This is a genomic window from Nocardia sp. NPDC059177, assembly GCF_042755165.1.
Taxonomy (GTDB): Bacteria; Actinomycetota; Actinomycetes; order Mycobacteriales; family Mycobacteriaceae; genus Nocardia.
Window position 1 is genome coordinate 13,616 of record NZ_JBHZBX010000017.1, and the last position, 16,356, is coordinate 29,971.

At 69.9% G+C, this 16,356-nt stretch carries 15 protein-coding genes and 1 riboswitch; of the genes, 7 read left to right on the top strand and 8 right to left on the bottom strand.

Annotation, left to right across the window (positions count from 1 at the left end; all coding sequences use genetic code 11):
* Positions 1-2 precede the first annotated feature (2 nt).
* Positions 3-1,517: a glycerol kinase GlpK gene (gene glpK, locus ACFXK0_RS20840; RefSeq protein ID WP_379412179.1), complete on the top strand. Its 1,515-nt coding sequence runs from the start codon at positions 3-5 to the stop codon at positions 1,515-1,517.
* A 6-nt stretch (positions 1,518-1,523) separates the two neighbouring features.
* Here the strand turns inward: glpK and ACFXK0_RS20845 are convergent, their stop codons facing one another.
* From ACFXK0_RS20845 to ACFXK0_RS20860, 4 genes are all read right to left on the bottom strand, one after another.
* On the bottom strand, positions 1,524-2,672 hold the full coding sequence (locus ACFXK0_RS20845) for an MFS transporter (protein ID WP_379412334.1): 1,149 nt from the start codon (positions 2,670-2,672) through the stop codon (positions 1,524-1,526).
* Positions 2,673-2,936: 264 nt separating this feature from the next.
* Positions 2,937-4,154, bottom strand: coding sequence for an NADP-dependent isocitrate dehydrogenase (locus tag ACFXK0_RS20850; RefSeq protein WP_379412180.1), 1,218 nt, complete (start codon positions 4,152-4,154; stop codon positions 2,937-2,939).
* Between the two features lie 207 nt (positions 4,155-4,361).
* Positions 4,362-7,628, bottom strand: a complete 3,267-nt coding sequence (locus ACFXK0_RS20855) for a BTAD domain-containing putative transcriptional regulator (protein ID WP_379412181.1) — start codon at positions 7,626-7,628, stop codon at positions 4,362-4,364.
* Positions 7,629-7,709: 81 nt separating this feature from the next.
* Positions 7,710-8,969 (bottom strand): polysaccharide lyase family 1 protein, encoded by a 1,260-nt coding sequence (locus ACFXK0_RS20860; protein ID WP_379412182.1) that lies wholly within the window; start codon positions 8,967-8,969, stop codon positions 7,710-7,712.
* A gap of 169 nt (positions 8,970-9,138) precedes the next feature.
* Positions 9,139-9,249, top strand: a riboswitch (SAM riboswitch).
* A gap of 80 nt (positions 9,250-9,329) precedes the next feature.
* On the opposite strand from ACFXK0_RS20860, the gene ACFXK0_RS20865 reads away from it, so the two are divergent.
* Together ACFXK0_RS20865 and ACFXK0_RS20870 are read left to right on the top strand one after the other, a co-directional pair.
* Complete coding sequence (locus ACFXK0_RS20865) at positions 9,330-10,646, top strand: bifunctional o-acetylhomoserine/o-acetylserine sulfhydrylase (protein WP_379412183.1); 1,317 nt, start codon at positions 9,330-9,332, stop codon at positions 10,644-10,646.
* Entirely contained in the window at positions 10,643-11,791 is a 1,149-nt protein-coding gene (locus ACFXK0_RS20870; RefSeq protein ID WP_379412184.1) for a homoserine O-acetyltransferase, read from the top strand. The genes ACFXK0_RS20865 and ACFXK0_RS20870 overlap by 4 nt, the downstream gene beginning before the upstream one ends.
* 5 nt (positions 11,792-11,796) lie before the next feature.
* Here the strand turns inward: ACFXK0_RS20870 and ACFXK0_RS20875 are convergent, their stop codons facing one another.
* Positions 11,797-12,444: a TetR/AcrR family transcriptional regulator gene (locus ACFXK0_RS20875; RefSeq protein WP_379412185.1), complete on the bottom strand. Its 648-nt coding sequence runs from the start codon at positions 12,442-12,444 to the stop codon at positions 11,797-11,799.
* Between the two features lie 126 nt (positions 12,445-12,570).
* Between ACFXK0_RS20875 and ACFXK0_RS20880 the strand changes: the two genes are divergently transcribed.
* On the top strand, positions 12,571-13,518 hold the full coding sequence (locus tag ACFXK0_RS20880) for an oxygenase MpaB family protein (RefSeq protein ID WP_379412186.1): 948 nt from the start codon (positions 12,571-12,573) through the stop codon (positions 13,516-13,518).
* Positions 13,519-13,529: 11 nt separating this feature from the next.
* Here the strand turns inward: ACFXK0_RS20880 and ACFXK0_RS20885 are convergent, their stop codons facing one another.
* Positions 13,530-13,775 (bottom strand): DUF3017 domain-containing protein, encoded by a 246-nt coding sequence (locus tag ACFXK0_RS20885; RefSeq protein WP_379412336.1) that lies wholly within the window; start codon positions 13,773-13,775, stop codon positions 13,530-13,532.
* Between the two features lie 143 nt (positions 13,776-13,918).
* Here ACFXK0_RS20885 and ACFXK0_RS20890 point away from each other — a divergent pair, with 143 nt between their 5' ends.
* The 3 genes from ACFXK0_RS20890 (at position 13,919) to ACFXK0_RS20900 (ending at position 15,146) form a co-directional block, all read left to right on the top strand.
* Positions 13,919-14,383 (top strand): tRNA (cytidine(34)-2'-O)-methyltransferase, encoded by a 465-nt coding sequence (locus ACFXK0_RS20890; protein ID WP_379412187.1) that lies wholly within the window; start codon positions 13,919-13,921, stop codon positions 14,381-14,383.
* An 81-nt stretch (positions 14,384-14,464) separates the two neighbouring features.
* Positions 14,465-14,692 carry an AbrB/MazE/SpoVT family DNA-binding domain-containing protein gene (locus tag ACFXK0_RS20895; protein WP_379412188.1) on the top strand — a complete coding sequence of 76 codons (228 nt, stop codon included), beginning with the start codon at positions 14,465-14,467 and terminating at the stop codon, positions 14,690-14,692.
* Positions 14,693-14,747: 55 nt separating this feature from the next.
* Positions 14,748-15,146, top strand: a complete 399-nt coding sequence (locus tag ACFXK0_RS20900) for a type II toxin-antitoxin system VapC family toxin (protein ID WP_379412189.1) — start codon at positions 14,748-14,750, stop codon at positions 15,144-15,146.
* On the opposite strand, the gene ACFXK0_RS20905 is transcribed toward ACFXK0_RS20900, so the two are convergent.
* Both ACFXK0_RS20905 and ACFXK0_RS20910 read right to left on the bottom strand, forming a co-directional pair.
* On the bottom strand, positions 15,147-15,374 hold the full coding sequence (locus ACFXK0_RS20905; RefSeq protein ID WP_379412190.1) for a DUF167 domain-containing protein: 228 nt from the start codon (positions 15,372-15,374) through the stop codon (positions 15,147-15,149).
* A complete protein-coding gene (locus ACFXK0_RS20910) occupies positions 15,334-16,338 on the bottom strand; it encodes a DUF4349 domain-containing protein (RefSeq protein ID WP_379412191.1) in 1,005 nt (334 codons plus the stop codon). Before ACFXK0_RS20910 ends, ACFXK0_RS20905 begins: the two co-directional genes overlap by 41 nt.
* Between the last annotated feature and the right edge of the window lie 18 nt (positions 16,339-16,356).

A 16,356-nucleotide genomic window follows, 5' to 3' on the forward strand; every position in this document is an offset into this window, starting at 1 on the left:
CGATGACGCGTCGCTTTGTGCTGGCCATTGATCAGGGCACTACGTCGAGCCGGTGCATCGTGTTCGATCGGCAGGCGCGGTTGGCGGGGCTGGCGCAGCGGGCGCAACGCCAGTATTACCCCAGGTCGGGGTGGGTGGAGCAGGATGCGCTGGAGATCTGGCGGACAGTCGAGAAGACCGTGCCCGCGGCGCTGCGCGATGCCGGGATCGGGGTCGGGGACGTGGCGGCGATCGGGATCGCCAACCAGCGCGAGACCACCGTGGTGTGGGATCGCGACACCGGTGTGCCGGTGCGGCGGGCGATCGTCTGGCAGGACGTCCGCACCGAGGCATTGGTCGAGCAGTTCCGGAAACAACCTGGTGCGGAACGCATTCCGGAGTTGAGCGGGTTGCCGCTGGCTACCTATTTCGCCGCGCCCCGGCTGAGGTGGCTGCTCGATGAAGTCGACGGGTTGCGCGAGCGGGCCGAACGGGGTGAGGTGCTGTTCGGGACGATGGAGTCCTGGCTGATCTGGAATCTCACCGGCGGCGAACACGTCACCGATGTGACCAACGCGGGCCGCACGCTGCTGATGAATCTGGCGACCAGGCAGTGGGACGAGGAACTGTTGCGGTTCTTCGATATTCCGCGCGCCATGCTCCCCCGCATCGAAGCCTCCACCGGCGATTTCGGCACCGCGCGTGCCGCCGCGCCCGGTGTCCGGATCGGCGCCGCGCTCGGCGACCAGCACGCCGCCCTCTTCGGCCAGACCTGCTTCGCGCCCGGCGAGACCGAATGCACCTACGGCACCGGCGGATTCCTGATGATGAACACCGGCGCCGAACTCGTCCGTTCCCGGCACGGGTTGCTCACCACCATCGGCTACCAGGTCGGCCCCGACCCGGTCTACGCCCTCGAAGGCCCGATCGCGGTCACCGGTGCACTGGTCCAGTGGCTGCGCGACATCATCGGCCTGATCGCCACCGCCCCCGAAATCGAAACCCTCGCCGGCACAGTCGACGACAACGGCGGCTGCTACCTGGTCCCCGCCTTCTCCGGCCTCTACGCCCCGCACTGGCGCAGCGACGCCCGCGGCCTGCTCATCGGCCTCACGTCCTATGTCACCAAGGGCCACCTGGCCCGCGCGGTCCTGGAAGCCACTGCCTGGCAGACCCGCGACGTGGTCGAAGCGATGAACGCCGACGCGGGCCTGCGCGCCGAATCCTTGCGCGTAGCAGGCGGAATGGCCGCCAACAACCTGCTCATGCAGATCATCGCCGACGTCCTCGACATCCCCGTCACCCGCCCCCTGGTCACCGAAACCGTCTCCCTCGGCGCCGCCTACGCCGCAGGCCTGGCCGTCGGCTTCTGGCCCGACCTCCAGGGCCTGCGCAGCAATTGGCGCGCCGCCGCCCAATGGCTCCCCGCCGCCGACCGAGCCGTGCGTGACGAGGAATACGACCAGTGGCAACGCGCCGTCCAGCTCAGCGTCGGCTGGGCCCGCCCGACCACCGGCACATCACCGGAGCCGAGCTGAAATCGGTTACGGCGTGTTGGGTGACTCGCGGCGGGCCAGCCAGACGGTGGCGGTGAACAGCAGGACGCCGGTGATGGCGAGGGCGGCGCCGACGGCGGCGGGGGCGGTGTAGCCGAGGCCGGCGGTGATGACGAGGCCGCCGAGCCAGGCGCCTGTGGCGTTGGCGATATTGAGGGCGGCGTGGTTGAGGGCGGCGGCGAGGGTTTGGGCGTCGGCGGCGACGTCCATCAGGCGGGTTTGCAGGCCGGGGGCCAGGGCCGCGCCGGAGGCGCCGACGAGGAGGGCGCCGATGCCTGCGGTGACGGGGTGGTGGGCGGCCAGGACGAAACCGGCCAGGATGACGACCATCGCGATCATGGCGACGAAGATCGAGCGGTCGACCCCGCGGTCGGCCAGCACGCCGCCGAGGATGTTGCCCGCGATCATGCCGAGGCCGAACAGCGCGAGCACGATCGGGACGGCGCCGATGGACATGCCGGCGACATCGGTCATGGTGGTGGCGATATAGGTGTAGACGGCGAACATGCCACCGAAACCGATCGCGCCGACAGCGAGGGTGAGCAGCACCTGCGGGCGGCGCAGCGCGCCGAGTTCGGTCATCGGGTTGGTGATCTTCATGCCGGTCAGCGCGGGCACGAACCGCCACAGCGCGGCCACCGTCGCCACCCCGATGATCGCGACCACGACATAGGCGTCGCGCCAGCCCAGGTGCTGGCCGAGCCAGGTCGCGCCCGGCACACCGATCACATTGGCCACACTCAGCCCGAGCATGACCGCGGCCACCGCCTTGGCCCGCTGCCCGGCCGGGGCGAGCGTGGCCGCCGCGAGCGAGGCGACACCGAAGTAGGCGCCGTGCGGCAGACCGGAGACGAACCGGGCCAGCACGAGCGTGCCGAAGCTCGGGGCGAGCACGGTCGCGGCATTGCCGACGGTGAACGCGGCCATCAACGCGATGAGCAGCTTCTTACGCGGCACCCTGGCACACAGCGCGGCGATCAGCGGCGCGCCCACGACCACGCCGAGCGCGTACGCGGAGACGGCGTGTCCGGCGGTCGGTTCGGAGACGTCGAAGGCCGTCGCGATATCGGGCAGCAGACCCATGGTCACGAATTCGGTGGTGCCGATCCCGAACCCGCCCAGCGCCAAGGCGAGCATCGCGGGGACATGCCAGCTGGTGCGTGGCGCCTCGATGTGGTCAGCCAGGGAGGGAGTAGTCACGACTTGATGCAACGACCGCGAGTTCCCGACCGCTACCCCAGTCGGACGTGAGTTCGGTCTCCTCCGGGTCGCCGGCTCGTCGGTTTCGAGCCGTGCGACGGGCGGCACCTGCGGGAACGACAAAAGGGCGCCCGCATGTTGATGCGAACGCCCTCGTCGAGAAGTGCCTTACCGCGGGTCAGCGGTGGCGACTTGTGCACATCACTTCAGCGCGCGAGCCAAGTTGGCGTCGAGAGCACCCAGGAACTCCTCGGTGCTCAGGTAGCCCTGATCGCCGCCGACGAGCAGCGCCAGGTCCTTGGTCATCTGCCCGCCTTCGACGGTCTTGATGACGACATCCTCGAGCGCCTGCGCGAAACCGATCACCTCGGGGGTGTTGTCCAGCTTGCCCCGGTGCTCCAGGCCACGGGTCCAGGCGAAGATCGACGCGATCGGGTTGGTCGAGGTCGGCTTGCCCTGCTGGTGCTGGCGGTAGTGCCGGGTGACGGTGCCGTGCGCGGCCTCGGCCTCACAGGTCTTGCCGTCCGGGGTGAGCAGCACCGAGGTCATCAGGCCCAGCGAGCCGAAGCCCTGGGCCACGGTGTCGGACTGCACGTCGCCGTCGTAGTTCTTGCACGCCCAGACGTAGCCGCCCTCCCACTTCATGGAGGAGGCGACCATGTCGTCGATCAGGCGGTGCTCGTAGGTCAGGCCCGCCGCGTCGAACTCGGCCTTGAACTCGGCGTCGAAGACTTCCTGGAAGGTGTCCTTGAACATGCCGTCGTAGGCCTTGAGGATGGTGTTCTTCGTGGAGAGGTACACCGGGTAGTTCTGCTGCAGGCCGTAGTTGAACGAGGCCCGCGCGAAGTCCTCGATGGACTTCTTGAAGTTGTACATACCCATGACGACGCCGCCGTCCTCGGGCATCTTCACGACCTCGTGCACGATCGGCTCGCTGCCGTCCTCCGGGGTGAAGGTCAGCGTGACGGTGCCCGCCTCGTAGACCTTGAAGTCGGTGGCGCGGTACTGGTCGCCGAAGGCGTGACGGCCGATGATGATCGGCTTGGTCCAGCCGGGCACCAGGCGTGGCACGTTGGAGATGATGATCGGCGCGCGGAAGATGGTGCCACCCAGAATGTTACGGATGGTGCCGTTGGGCGAGCGCCACATCTTCTTGAGACCGAATTCCTTCACCCGCGCTTCGTCGGGGGTGATGGTGGCGCACTTGACGCCGACGCCGTGCTTCTTGATGGCGTTGGCCGCGTCGACGGTGACCTGGTCGTCTGTCTTGTCGCGGTACTCGATGCCGAGGTCGTAGTACTCGAGGTTCACGTCGAGATACGGGTGGATCAGCTTGTCCTTGATGAACTGCCAGATGATCCGGGTCATCTCGTCGCCGTCGAGTTCTACGACGGTACCTTCAACCTTGATCTTGGACATGGATCTTCGTGTCCTCCTAGGATGGTGCCCTCATTGCACGGCCAGGCGAACACGCTTGTGAGCGGACCCCAGCTGTTCCAACAGACAACGTATATGCCCCGCGTTGTCGGCGGGACGTGTGGTGCAAACAAGACGAGCGTACTGCTGTCCCGTACCTCACCGCGATGGGAGGGCCCGCTGTGCGGGACTGCCCTGGGACGAGCCGGTTCAGCCTACCCTCGTCGCCGTCCGCGCCGACCTGGTCCGGTCCAGCGCCCTGAGCTCGGCCGACAACCGTTCCTGCACCTCGTGAGCGCGGCGGCGGTGCGCGGCCGCGGCGGTGCTGTCACCGAGCAGCTCGGCGAGCTCGGCGAGCACGTCGTCGAACGGGCCGAAGGCCAGCGCGCCGGAATCCAGCCCGACGATCGTGCCCGCGCGCGGCAGCAGTTCGCGGTAGAGCGCGGCGGCCTGCTCGGTCTCCCCCAGCCGGACCAGGACCCTGGCCCGGAACGCGGCCATCGAACCCCAGTGGAAATCGCGGCGCGGCGGCGGGCACACCGACAGCACGGCGCTGGCCCGTTCCCGCTCGCCTGCGTCGAGCAGCGCGAGCAGATAGACATCGGCGCCCGCGGCCGGGGCGACGGCGTAGAGCTGGGCGAGTTCGGGCGCCAGCGGGGCGAGGTCGCCCTCGGCCCAGGCTGCCATGATCCGGCCGAGCAGGTCGATCGCGGCGCCGTTGGCGGCACCCGCGGCCATCATCCGGGCACTGCGCTCGGCGAGCATGACCTGACCGCGCGCCGGCTCACCGCGCAGGTACATGATCAGCGCCGCGCGCACGTCCTCGGCGCCGAGCAGCGCGCTCAGCTGACCGCCCGGCGCGCAGGCCATCGCCAGCGCCATCCGGTCCGCGGCCGCGACCAGCTCACCCACCCCGCACTCGACCAGATACAGCAGGAAGTGCGCCACCGCCTCGTAGTCGGCCAGCCCGGCCGCGCCCGCCACCTCGGCCAGTTCCTGCGCGATCGGGCGCCGCTCGCTCCACAGATCCGGTCCGAGGGCGACGAACGCGCGGGCATTGAGCGCGGCGCACAGCAGCTCGGGGTCGCCGGTGTCGCGGGCCAGCGCCAGCGCCCGGCGTGAGCATTCCCCGGCCCGCGCGCCCTCGTCGGCCTCGAGTTCGAACACCGCGGTGATCAGCAAACGGATCCGCTGTTCGGGGGTGGGATCGGCGTCGAGGCAGGCGAAGATCTCGGCGACGAGCGCGTCGTCGGTGAAGCGGTAGTCGCGGGTGCGCCAGACCGTGGGGGCGCGCCAGCAGGTCAGGACCGTGCGGACCGGGTCGGGGGTGACGTTGTCGGCGCGCAGCGCGCGGGCGCGGGCGAGCGCGTCGGCACGCAGCGCGAGCGCCTGTTCGTCGTCGCCCGCGTAGCCGAGGGCGGTGATCAGGGCACAGCGGGTGCGCAGGGCCGCGAGGCGGTCCGCCAGCGTCGCGGTGGGGCGTTCGTGACCGGCCAGCACGTGGAGTTCGCCTGCCGTGCGCCACAGCCCAACGGCGTCGGCGTGCGCGCCCCTGGCGACCCGGACGCGGGCGGCGGCCAGCACGTACGGCAGGGCGCGCACGGCGGTCGGCGCGGTAGTGGCCGCCGCGGCGGCCTGATGGGCGAGCAGATCCAGTTCGGCCCAGCTCAGCCGGTCGGTGTCGGTGCCGAGACGGCGTTCGAGCAGCCCAGTCGCCTCGCGGTGCAGGCGGACGCGGTGCAGGGCAGGCAGGCCCTGGTAGACCGCGTCCCGGATCAGCGCGTGCCCGAAGGCGATCCGGCCGCGACCGCGCAGCCGGACCAGACCGGCCGCGGCGGCGGCGTCGACCAGGTCGGCGAGGGTGGCTTCGGGCGCATCGGACCAGTCGAGCAGCACCTCGAAGTCGATCTCCTCACCCCACACCGCGACCAGCCCGAGCAGCGCGGCGACGCCATCGGGCAGGCGGGCGATCCGCTCGGCGAGCACCTCGCGCACGCTGCTCGGCACGGCCCGCAGGTCACCGGTGACGGCGGCCAGGTCGGCCACCTCCCGGACGAACAGCGGATTACCGCCGGTGCGCTCACGCAGGAATTCCGCGGTCTCGCGGTCCAGTGGCGTCAGCCCCGCGCGCCGCGCCACCTGCGCGACCGCGGCCGCGTCGAGGCCGTCGAGGGCCAGGCGGCGGCTGATCGCCGGGGCGAGCGCGGTGGCCGCGCTGTGCACGGCGGGCCCGGCCTGTCCGCGCGTCGTCACGATCAGCAGGACCGGGGTGGCGCGCAGCCAGGTGCTGAGCTGCCGCAGGATCTGCAGGGTGACGTCGTCGGCGCGGTGCAGATCCTCGACGACCAGCAGCAGCGGCCCGTGCGCGAGCGCCGTCCGGCAGCCCCGCGCCACCGAGCCGGCCAGCGCGAACGGCCCCGCCGCCGCCCCGGCGAGCTCGCCGTCGCCGCCGAGCTCGCCGAGGATCTGCTGCCAGACCCAGCCCGCGGGCGCCGCGTCGACCTCCGGACAGCGCGCCCCGGCCACCGACCAGCCCCGCGCCGCGAGCCGGTCGAGCATCGATTCCGCGAGCGTGGTCTTGCCCATTCCGGCCGCGCCCTCGAGCCACACCAGCCGGGCCCGGCCCGCGGCCACGACCGCGTCGGCCTCGCCGGCGAGCGCGTCCCGTTCACCGGCGTAACCGACCGGTTCCACGGCCGGATTCGCCACCACCGGTACCGGTTCCGGCCGCACCGCGGGTGGCGACTCGACGGTATGGGTGAGGATGGCCGTTTCCAGCTCGGCGACCGCGCGACCGGGCCGCACCCCGAACTCGCGGTCCAGCTGCTCGCGCACCCGGCGCAGGGTGGCCAGCGCGTCGAGCTGCCTGCCGACCCGGTACTGCGCGACCGCCAGCAGACAAGCCGCCGACTCCCGTTCGGCATGCTCGGTGACGTGGTGCGCGAGCGCGTGCAGTGCCTCGTGCGGGTGGCCGAGGTCGAGGGAGAGTTCGGCGCGGCGTTCGAGCGCGGTCCAGCGCAGTTCGGTCAGCCGCGCGATCTCGGGCAGCACCCACGGGCGGTCGGCGAACGGGGCGAACGGGTCACCGGTCCAGCCCGCCAGCGCGGCCCCGAGCAGCCGGTGGGCCACCGCGGGCGCACTGCCGCGCGCCGCGGCGATCGTCGCCTCGAAGCGCCACACGTCGACCGCGGCCGGATCGAGCCGCAGGGCATAGCCCGGCGGTTCGGAGACGAGCACGCGCGCCGGTGCCCGCGCCGGCCTGGCCGGTTCGAGAATGCGCCGCAGGTTGGAGACGTGCACGTGCAGCGCGGCGCCGGCCTTGGCGGGCGGCGAGCCGGACCAGATGTCCTCGATGAGCCGATCGGTGGCCACCACCTGCCCCGCCGCGAGCACCAGGCGGGTCAGCAGCGCGCGCTGGCGGGGACTTCCGGGGTGGACGAAATCTCCGTTGACGGCCACCCGCAACGGTCCGAACATTTCGATACGGACGGCCTCGTCCGGTCGCGCACCTTCGATAGCCGAAAACTAACATCCGATGTCAGGGCGGTGGCAGGGGCCTCACCCGGTCCGGCCCGCTCCCGCGCCCGCCTCGACGATCGCCGAAACCTGCTCGGCGGGATCGATCGGACCGTGCAGGGTGGGCTGCCAGCCGACGTCGGTGCCGAGGTCGGGATCGCGCGGGTCGGTACTCGCGTTGAACTGCGCGACGAGATCCACCGGCTCGCCGGCGACCAGGGTGCCGGTCTCGTGGACGGCGGTGCCGCCGAAATTCCACAGGATGTCGCGGACCTCGGGCATACCGCCGGTGAACACGTTGTTCTCGGCGTAGATCGCCGAATCCGTGCCGACACCCCACTGGTAGTACCAGCAGCACGTCGACGGCGGCGCCACGTGGGAGTTGTTGTAGAGGTGCACCTGGCCGTAGTACACCGTGGGCGAGCGCAGCACGGTCTTGTCGAACAGGTTGTGGTGCATGGTGACCCGGGTGTTGCCGGTGTTCGACGCGCCGTCGTCGAGCACGCCGAGCATCACCGGCTTGAAGTTGTCGTGCAGGCGTGACCACGAGATGGTGATCAGGTCGCTGCCCTTCATCACGGTGATCAGTTCGTCGTGGTGCAGGTAGGTCTTGCCGTACTGGGTGGTCTCGGTGGCCAGGGTGCGGGTGCCGTCGCCGAGGGTGAGGTGGTCGAGCCAGACGTGCCGGGCGCCCTCCATCCGGATAGTGGAGTTGTAGGTCTTCCAGTCGTAGCCCGACCAGCGCGGGAAGCAGCCGTAGGCGTCCTGGATTTCCAGGTCGCGGATGATGATGTTGCTCTCCCGGGTGAGCCCGAGTTCGAGCCCGGTGATCTTCGCGCCGGGCAGGCCGATCAGGGTGGTGTTGGAGCCGACCTCGATCACCATGTCGCGTTCCTGGTTGTTCGCCGAGCGCTGCCGCGCGTCCTCGACGGAGCCGCGCGAGATGGTGGTGGTGTCGCGGTAGGTGTCGAGGTATTTCTGCTCGGTGTAGCCGGGATCCTGGTAGGACGCGCAGTCGGCGAGGAATTCGATGTGGCCGTCGACGACGACGATCTTGGGGGTGTCGCCCGCGACGGCGTCCTTCAGTTCCTGCCGGGTCCGGACGGTGAAGATCTGGTCCTGGGCCGCGTCGGCGCCCCCGGTGGTGCCGCCGTCGGCGGCCGCCCAGCCGTCGTCGGCGGCGAGGTGTTCGCGCGCCTTCTGCACGGCGTCGCCCGGCGGTTCCGTGCACTGCGCGACTGCCGGACCCGCACCGGCCACGACCAGCGCGAGTGCGAGAAACAGTGTCGATCCGACCCTCATCGGTTACCCCTCTCGTTCAGGTTCGGCGGCAGCCTAACCTCAGATATCGAGAGATTGGTCGGTTTTTAAAATTCGGCACGCGCGCAACACGCCGACCGGCCAGTGATGTTGGCGATGAAATGGGGGGAAATTTCCGCACGGATGAGATCGCCGGTTAACATGACGGCAAGGTCATGAGTACCAGCGCCAAGCCCCGGCTCGCTGGTCGGCAACCCTCCAGCTGCGGCGGGGTGCTCCGGGTGATGACCGGGCTCTCGAAGGTCGAGAGCAAGCGCGCATTGCAGGAGGCCCCCATGTGTTGTTGTCCGTCGATCCGACCCAGCTGACGCGAGACACCGGCAAACAATCCTGGAGCAATTCATGACCGACTCTGCCCTGCCCGAGAACTGGTCCTTCGAGACCAAGCAGATCCACGCGGGCCAGGCCCCCGACGCGAGCACCAACGCGCGGGCACTGCCGATCTACCAGACCACCTCCTACACCTTCCGCGACACCGACCACGCCGCCGCGCTGTTCGGTCTCGCCGAACCGGGCAACATCTACACCCGGATCATGAACCCCACCCAGGACGCGGTGGAACAGCGCGTCGCCGCGCTCGAGGGCGGCGTCGCGGCGCTGCTGCTGGCCTCGGGCCAGGCCGCGGAGACCTTCGCGATCCTGAACCTGGCCGGCGCCGGCGACCACATCGTGTCCAGCCCGCACCTCTACGGCGGCACCTACAACCTGTTCCACTACTCGCTGCCCAAGCTCGGCATCGAGGTCTCCTTCGTCGACGACCCCGACGATCTGGCGCAGTGGCAGGCCGCCATCCGGCCCAACACCAAGGCCTTCTACGGCGAGACCATCGCCAACCCGAGCAGCGCCGTGTTCGACATCCCCGGCATCGCCGAGGTGGCGCACACGGCGGGCATCCCGCTGATCGTCGACAACACCGTCGCGACCCCGTACCTGATCCAGCCGCTTGCCCACGGCGCCGACATCGTCGTGCACTCGGCCACCAAGTACCTGGGCGGGCACGGCGCGGCGGTCGCGGGCGTGATCGTCGACGGCGGCACCTTCGACTGGACCGTGCGCGACGCCGACGGCAACGCGCGCTTCCCCGGTTTCACCGAGCCCGATCCCAGCTACCACGGCGCGGTGTTCGCCGACCTGGGCGCGCCCGCGTTCGCGCTCAAGGCGCGCGTGCAACTGCTGCGTGACCTGGGCGCGGCGGTCTCGCCGTTCAACGCCTTCCTCATCGCCCAGGGCATCGAGACGCTGAGCCTGCGCGTCGAGCGGCACGTGGCCAACGCCGAGGCGGTGGCGCAGTTCGTGGCCGCGCAGCCGGGCGTGGAGCAGGTGTACTACGCGGGGCTCGAGTCCTCGCCGTGGCACCAGCGGATCAAGCAGCTGGCGCCCAAGGGCGCGGGCGCGATCGTGGCCTTCGAGCTGGCCGGTGGCGTCGATGCGGGCAAGAAGTTCGTGGACGCGCTCAGCCTCCACAGCCATGTCGCTAACATCGGTGATGTGCGTTCTCTCGTGATTCACCCGGCCTCGACCACGCACTCGCAGTTGACGCCGGAAGAGCAGCTGGCCGCCGGCGTCACTCCGGGGCTGGTGCGGCTCGCGGTGGGGATCGAGGGCATCGACGACATCCTGGCCGATCTGCGCGCCGGTTTCGCGGCGGCGACGACGTGACTGTGAGCACCGAATCGCCGATCGCCCGTCCCGGAACCGGAGTGGCCCTGCTGCCACCGCCGGACGGGCGACTCGGCGTGGTCGCCATCGGGGACGTGTCGCTGGAGAACGGTGCCGTCGTCCCCGATGTGCGGCTGGCGGTGCAACGCTGGGGCGAGCTCTCGCCCACCCTGGACAATGTGGTGCTGGTCGAGCACGCGCTCACCGGCGACTCCGCCGTCATCGCCAGCCCGGACAATCCCGCGCCGGGCTGGTGGGAGGGCATGGTCGGCCCCGGCGCGCCGATCGACACCGACGAATGGTGTGTGATCGCGACCAATGTGCTGGGCGGCTGCAAGGGCAGTACCGGCCCGTCCACCCCGGCCCCCGACGGCACGCCGTGGGGAGCGCGTTTTCCCGATGTGACCATCCGTGACCAGGTGACCGCCGAGGCGCAGCTGCTCGATCTGCTCGGGATCGAGCGCCTCGGCGCGGTCGTCGGCGGGTCGATGGGCGGCATGCGGGCGCTGGAGTGGATGATCGGACGGCCCGAGCGGGTCAGCGCCGCGCTGGTGCTGGCCGTCAGCGCCAGAGCCACCGCCGATCAGATCGGGCTCCAGACCACCCAGATGGCCGTCATCAAGGCCGACCCGGACTGGCAGGACGGGAACTATCACGGCACCGGCCGCGCGCCGATGACCGGCATGGGCCTGGCCCGGCGCATCGCGCACCTGACCTACCGCACCGAGAGCGAACTCGATCACCGCTTCGCCAATCACGCTCAGGGCGACGAGGATCCGTGGGCCGGTGGGCGCTACGCGGTGCAGAGCTATCTCGAGCACCAGGCCGACAAGCTGTGCCAGCGTTTCGATCCGGCCACCTATGTGCTGCTCAGCGAGGCGATGAACCGCTACGACGTGGGCCGTGGCCGCGGCGGGGTCGCCGCGGCGCTCGCCTCGACGCCGGTGCCGTGTGTGGTCGGCGGCGTCGACTCCGATCGCCTGTACCCCTTGCACACGCAGGCCGAGCTGGCCGAGCATCTGCCCGGCTGCGCGGGTCTGGAGATCGTGCACTCACGCGACGGCCACGACGGCTTCCTCACCGAGGCCGCCGCCGTCGCCAAGCTGCTCACCGAGACGATGCGGATGGCGCGCGAGAACCGCTGAGCCGCTCAGCCTTCCGGCACACCCGTGACCAGTGCGAGGATCGAGCGGACATAGGCCTGAAGCCGTTCGCGCGGATACTGTTCCGGCTCGCTCACCGCGAGCCGGCCCAGCATCTCGGCGACGGTGAGGGTCGAGTTCGCCAGCAGCGCCGCGTCCATCGACGCCCAGCGCGGTGACATCGCGATGCCCACCCGGACCAGGGCTTGCGCGCGGTCGAGGATCTCGGCGCGCGAAGTGCGCAGGGCCGCACGGTATTCGTCCGGCGCGCTGGCCGGTGTCGCCAGGATCAGCCGCCAGCGGGTCGGATTCGTCAGTGCCACACCGACGAACGCCTCGACCGTCGCCGAGGCGGCGGCGACCGGGTCGGTGCCGACCAGATCCGCAGGCAGGGTGTCGGCGATCTGTTCGAGGCCGCGCTCACGTTCCCGTTCCAGCAGCGCCTCGACGAGCTCGGCGCGGGTCTTGAACACGGTGTAGAGCACCGGTTTGCCCACCCCCGCCTCCTGCGCGACGGCCTCCATGCTGAGTTCGTGCAGTTCCATCCGGCTCAGCACCGCGAAGGCGGCATCGAGCAGTTGCGCGCGGCGCTCGTGCGGTGGCAGCCGCGGGGCGTAACGGCGGCGTGGCCGGTCGGCGGCCCTGGTTGCCGTCATCGGCCGATCACCTCCATGGCTCCATCTTGACATCTCCGCCCGGGAACAAATCCTACGCTCCCGTTGTATTCGCCGCGCCACATTGCTACGGTTGCGTTGTATTCACGCGCTGCAAAGGAGCATGCGATGACCTTCGACCTGACCACCCTGCGCCGGGACGACTACGGCTTCTTCGGGCCCGGCTCCCCCAGCTGGAAGGTCTGGGCCGCCCCGACAGCGCTGATCGGATTCCAGCGCGCGGTCACCCTCGAACACTTCGAGCCGTTCCTCACCGCCGCCGTGGCCGACTCGCAGGGCATCTACAACAGTCCGGCCAAGCGGCTGGACCACACCCTGTCCTACTTCCTGCTGGTCGCGGTGGGCGACGGGCGCACCGCGACCCAGGCCGCCGAGCACCTGATGCGGATCCACGCCCCGATGACCGGGATCGAGCCGGTCAGCGGCAAGCGATACAGCGCCAACAGTCCCGACACGCAGCTGTGGATCCACGTCACCGGCTGGCATTCGGTGCTCAAGGCCTACGAGATGTTCGGCCCCGGCAAGCTCAGCCCCGCCGAGGAGCAGCGCTACTGGGCCGAGTGCGCGATCGCCGCCGAACTGCAGACCTGCCGTCCCGAGGAGGTGCCGCGCTCCCGCGAGGAGGTGCGCGCCTACTTCGCGCGGATGCGGCCGAAACTGTGCGTCACCGAGGCGGCGGTGCGCGGTATGCACTATCTGCTGTGGACCCCGCGCGCCAACGGTGGCGTCGAGATCGCGGTGGGCAGCCGGTTGCTGGCCATGGCCTCGATCGCGACGCTGCCGAAGTGGATGCGCGAGCTCGGACGGTTCGATCGGCCGCGTTTCGTCGACCGGGCCATCACGATCCCCGCGCGCCTGGTGGCCAAGGTCGCGGCGGCGCGGAACCTGCGACTGCTGACCGCGGCCGGACCGTACCTGGTGCCGATGACCGGCCAGATCCTGCGCCAGCACGTCACCGCAGGCGAGCCGGCCCTGCGCGACACCGTCACCCCGGCGCGAGCGCGCGAGCTCTACGGCACCCAGGGATCACGTCCGCTGACCGCGGTCCAGCACTAGCACTGCCCGTTTCAGCTGACGCCGAGGGTGTTGATCGTGGCCGCCAGAAAGACGATGGAGCTGCCCAGCGCGGCCAGCGCGGCGACATCGAACGGCTTGCTACGCACCGCGAGCAATCCCACCTGCACCGTCGGCAGGCACAGCCGGAAGGCGGCCGCCACCAGCGCGGCACTGCCGAAGATCAGCGCGCCGCGACGCCAGCGATCCCCCGCGACGAACACGACAGCCACCACGATCAACGCGGTCACCACCGTCATCGGCAGGTGACTGCGCAGGTACTGCTGCCACGCGGTCAGCCGCACCACCCGGTGCTTACCGGTCGTCTCCGCCTTGTTCACGCCCCGATTGTTCCAGACGCCGCCGCCACCCGGACGCCGGACACATGACAGAGTGATCGGCTGTGCTGCACCTGATCTTTCACAACCCCGTGATACCGCCCAATACCGGCAACGCGATCCGGCTGGCCGCGGGAACCGGCTGTGCGCTGCATCTGATCGAGCCGCTCGGTTTCGACCTGTCGGAGGCGAAACTGCGGCGCGCCGGTCTCGACTATCACGACCTCGCGGTGGTGACGGTCCATCCCGACCTGGCGACGGCCTGGGCGGCGATCGACCCCGGCCGGGTCTTCGCCTTCACCACCGCGGCCACCACCCGCTTCACCGATATCGCCTACCGCGACAACGACGCGCTGCTGTTCGGTACCGAACCGACCGGTCTGCCCGCGGAGGTACTGGCCGATCCGCGGATCACCGAGCAGGTCCGGATACCGATGCTGCCGGGCCGCCGCTCGATGAACCTGTCCAACGCGGCGGCGGTGTCGGTCTACGAAGCATGGCGCCAGCTGGGCTTTCCCGGATCGGTCTGAACCGACATCGCGGTACAATCAGATACGTATCGCGTGTGATACGTATCGTTTCGGCGGGTGTCGAGTACAAGGTGGTGAGTAGTGCGCTTGAACAGCAAGGGGCAGGTCACGATTCCGGCCGAGCTCCGACGGAAATTCGCTTTCGAAGAAGGCGACGAGGTCGAGGTCGTCGAGGTCGGCAACGCATTGCAGATTGTGCGCCGCGAGGGCGCGAAGCGCCGTGGGAAGCGGCTCACCGGGCATATGCGCGGCCGGGCGACCACTTCCATGAGCACAGACGAGCTCATGGAACTCTTCCGTGGCGACTAGCGGGCGTGCTTCCGGTCGTCCGCTGAGACTGGCTCATGACCCGCCCATCACTCTGGTGGACTCCTGTGTCCTGCTCGACGTGCTCACCGACGACCCGAAGTGGGCGGATTGGTCGGATGACGCCCTGGCCGAAGCACGAGATGCCGGGCCAACGGTCATCAATCCGATTATCTATGCCGAGGTGGCCGGGGGTTTCGACACCATCGAGGACCTCGACGACGCCATTCCCGAGGCCGACCTCGAACGTTTTCCCATGCCGTTCCAGGCCGGGTTCGTGGCGAGCAAGGCTTTCGTCGCCTATCGGCGGCGTGGCGGTGAGAAACGCAGCCCACTCCCGGACTTCTACATCGGAGCGCACGCGGCGTATTCGGGCTACCGGCTGCTCACCAGAGACGCTGCCCGATTCCGCACCTACTTCCCTCGCGTCGAACTGATCACTCCGGACGACGCCTGATCAGGTGTCGATCTCGAAGCGTTTGAAGCGTGAGGTGGTGCCGGCGGTGAGGCGGACCGCCGACTTGGCTACGCCGAAATGGGTGGCGAGGAGTTCGATGGCGGCCTTGTTGGCCTTGCCTTCGACTGCGGGGGCGCGCACGTAGAGGGTGAGGGTGCCGTCGTCGGCGGTTTCGACGAGTGGGCCTTTACGGCTGTTGGGTTTGATCGTCGCCCGCACCGTCGGCACCGTTCGCCTCCTTCGCGCTCTCGGTGGTCGGATTCTGCTCGGAGGCTTCGGCTTTCGTCTCTGCCTGCTGCCCGGTGGGTGTCGAGGTCGGCGTGGCGGAGGCGGCGTGCACGCTCGGCCTGCGGCGACGGCGGAGCACCCGCAGCAGTGCCCAGAGCACGCCGCCGATCACCGCGAGGAAACCCAGCCACGGCAGTGCCTTGCCGGCGAACACGATCGCGTCCTGCAGCCAGTCGATCAGCGAGTTCCAGCCGGCGACGATGCCGTCCCAGAAGTTGTCGGCCTCGCCGGGTGCGCGGTCGGCGTCGGCGGTGAGGGTGATGGTCAGGGTCGAGAGGGCGACCTGGTCGTCGAGTGAGCGTTTCTGCGCGGTCAGGCTGTCGAGTTCGCCCTGCCTGCTCGACAGCGCCTCCTCGGCGGCGATCAGATCGGCGGTGTTGGTGGCGCCGGACATGAGCGCGCGCAGCCGGTCGACGGAGGCTTGCAGGGCGCGGATGCGGGCGTCGAGGTCCTGCCACTGCATGGTGACGTCGTCGCGGTTGGTGCTCACCCGAGTGACCTGGCCGACCCCGCCGAGCCCGCTGATGAAGGCGTCGGTCTTGTCGGCGGGCACCCGCACGCTGAGCACGGCGCGGGCATTGCGCTTGTCGGTGCCGGGCTGTTCGGTGCGGCTGTCGATGCGGCCGTCGACCGCGCGCACCTGCTCGGTGATGGTCGCCGCGCCGGCGATCGGGTCGTCGGTGGTGATGTCGACCGAGCCGGTGATCACCTCTTTGCGCGTCGAATCCGGTGCCGGGCTGTCGTCGGCGGGTGCCTGCTCCCGGAACCCGGGCGCGACCGCGCCACGGGGACCCGACACGGTCGGGGCGGGTGCCCCACCCGAGGTGGCATCGTCGCCACCACCGCACCCGGCCAGCAACAGCAGCCCGAGCAACCCGATCAGCACTACGGCAACCTTGCGCATGTTCGCAGCGTAGTGGGT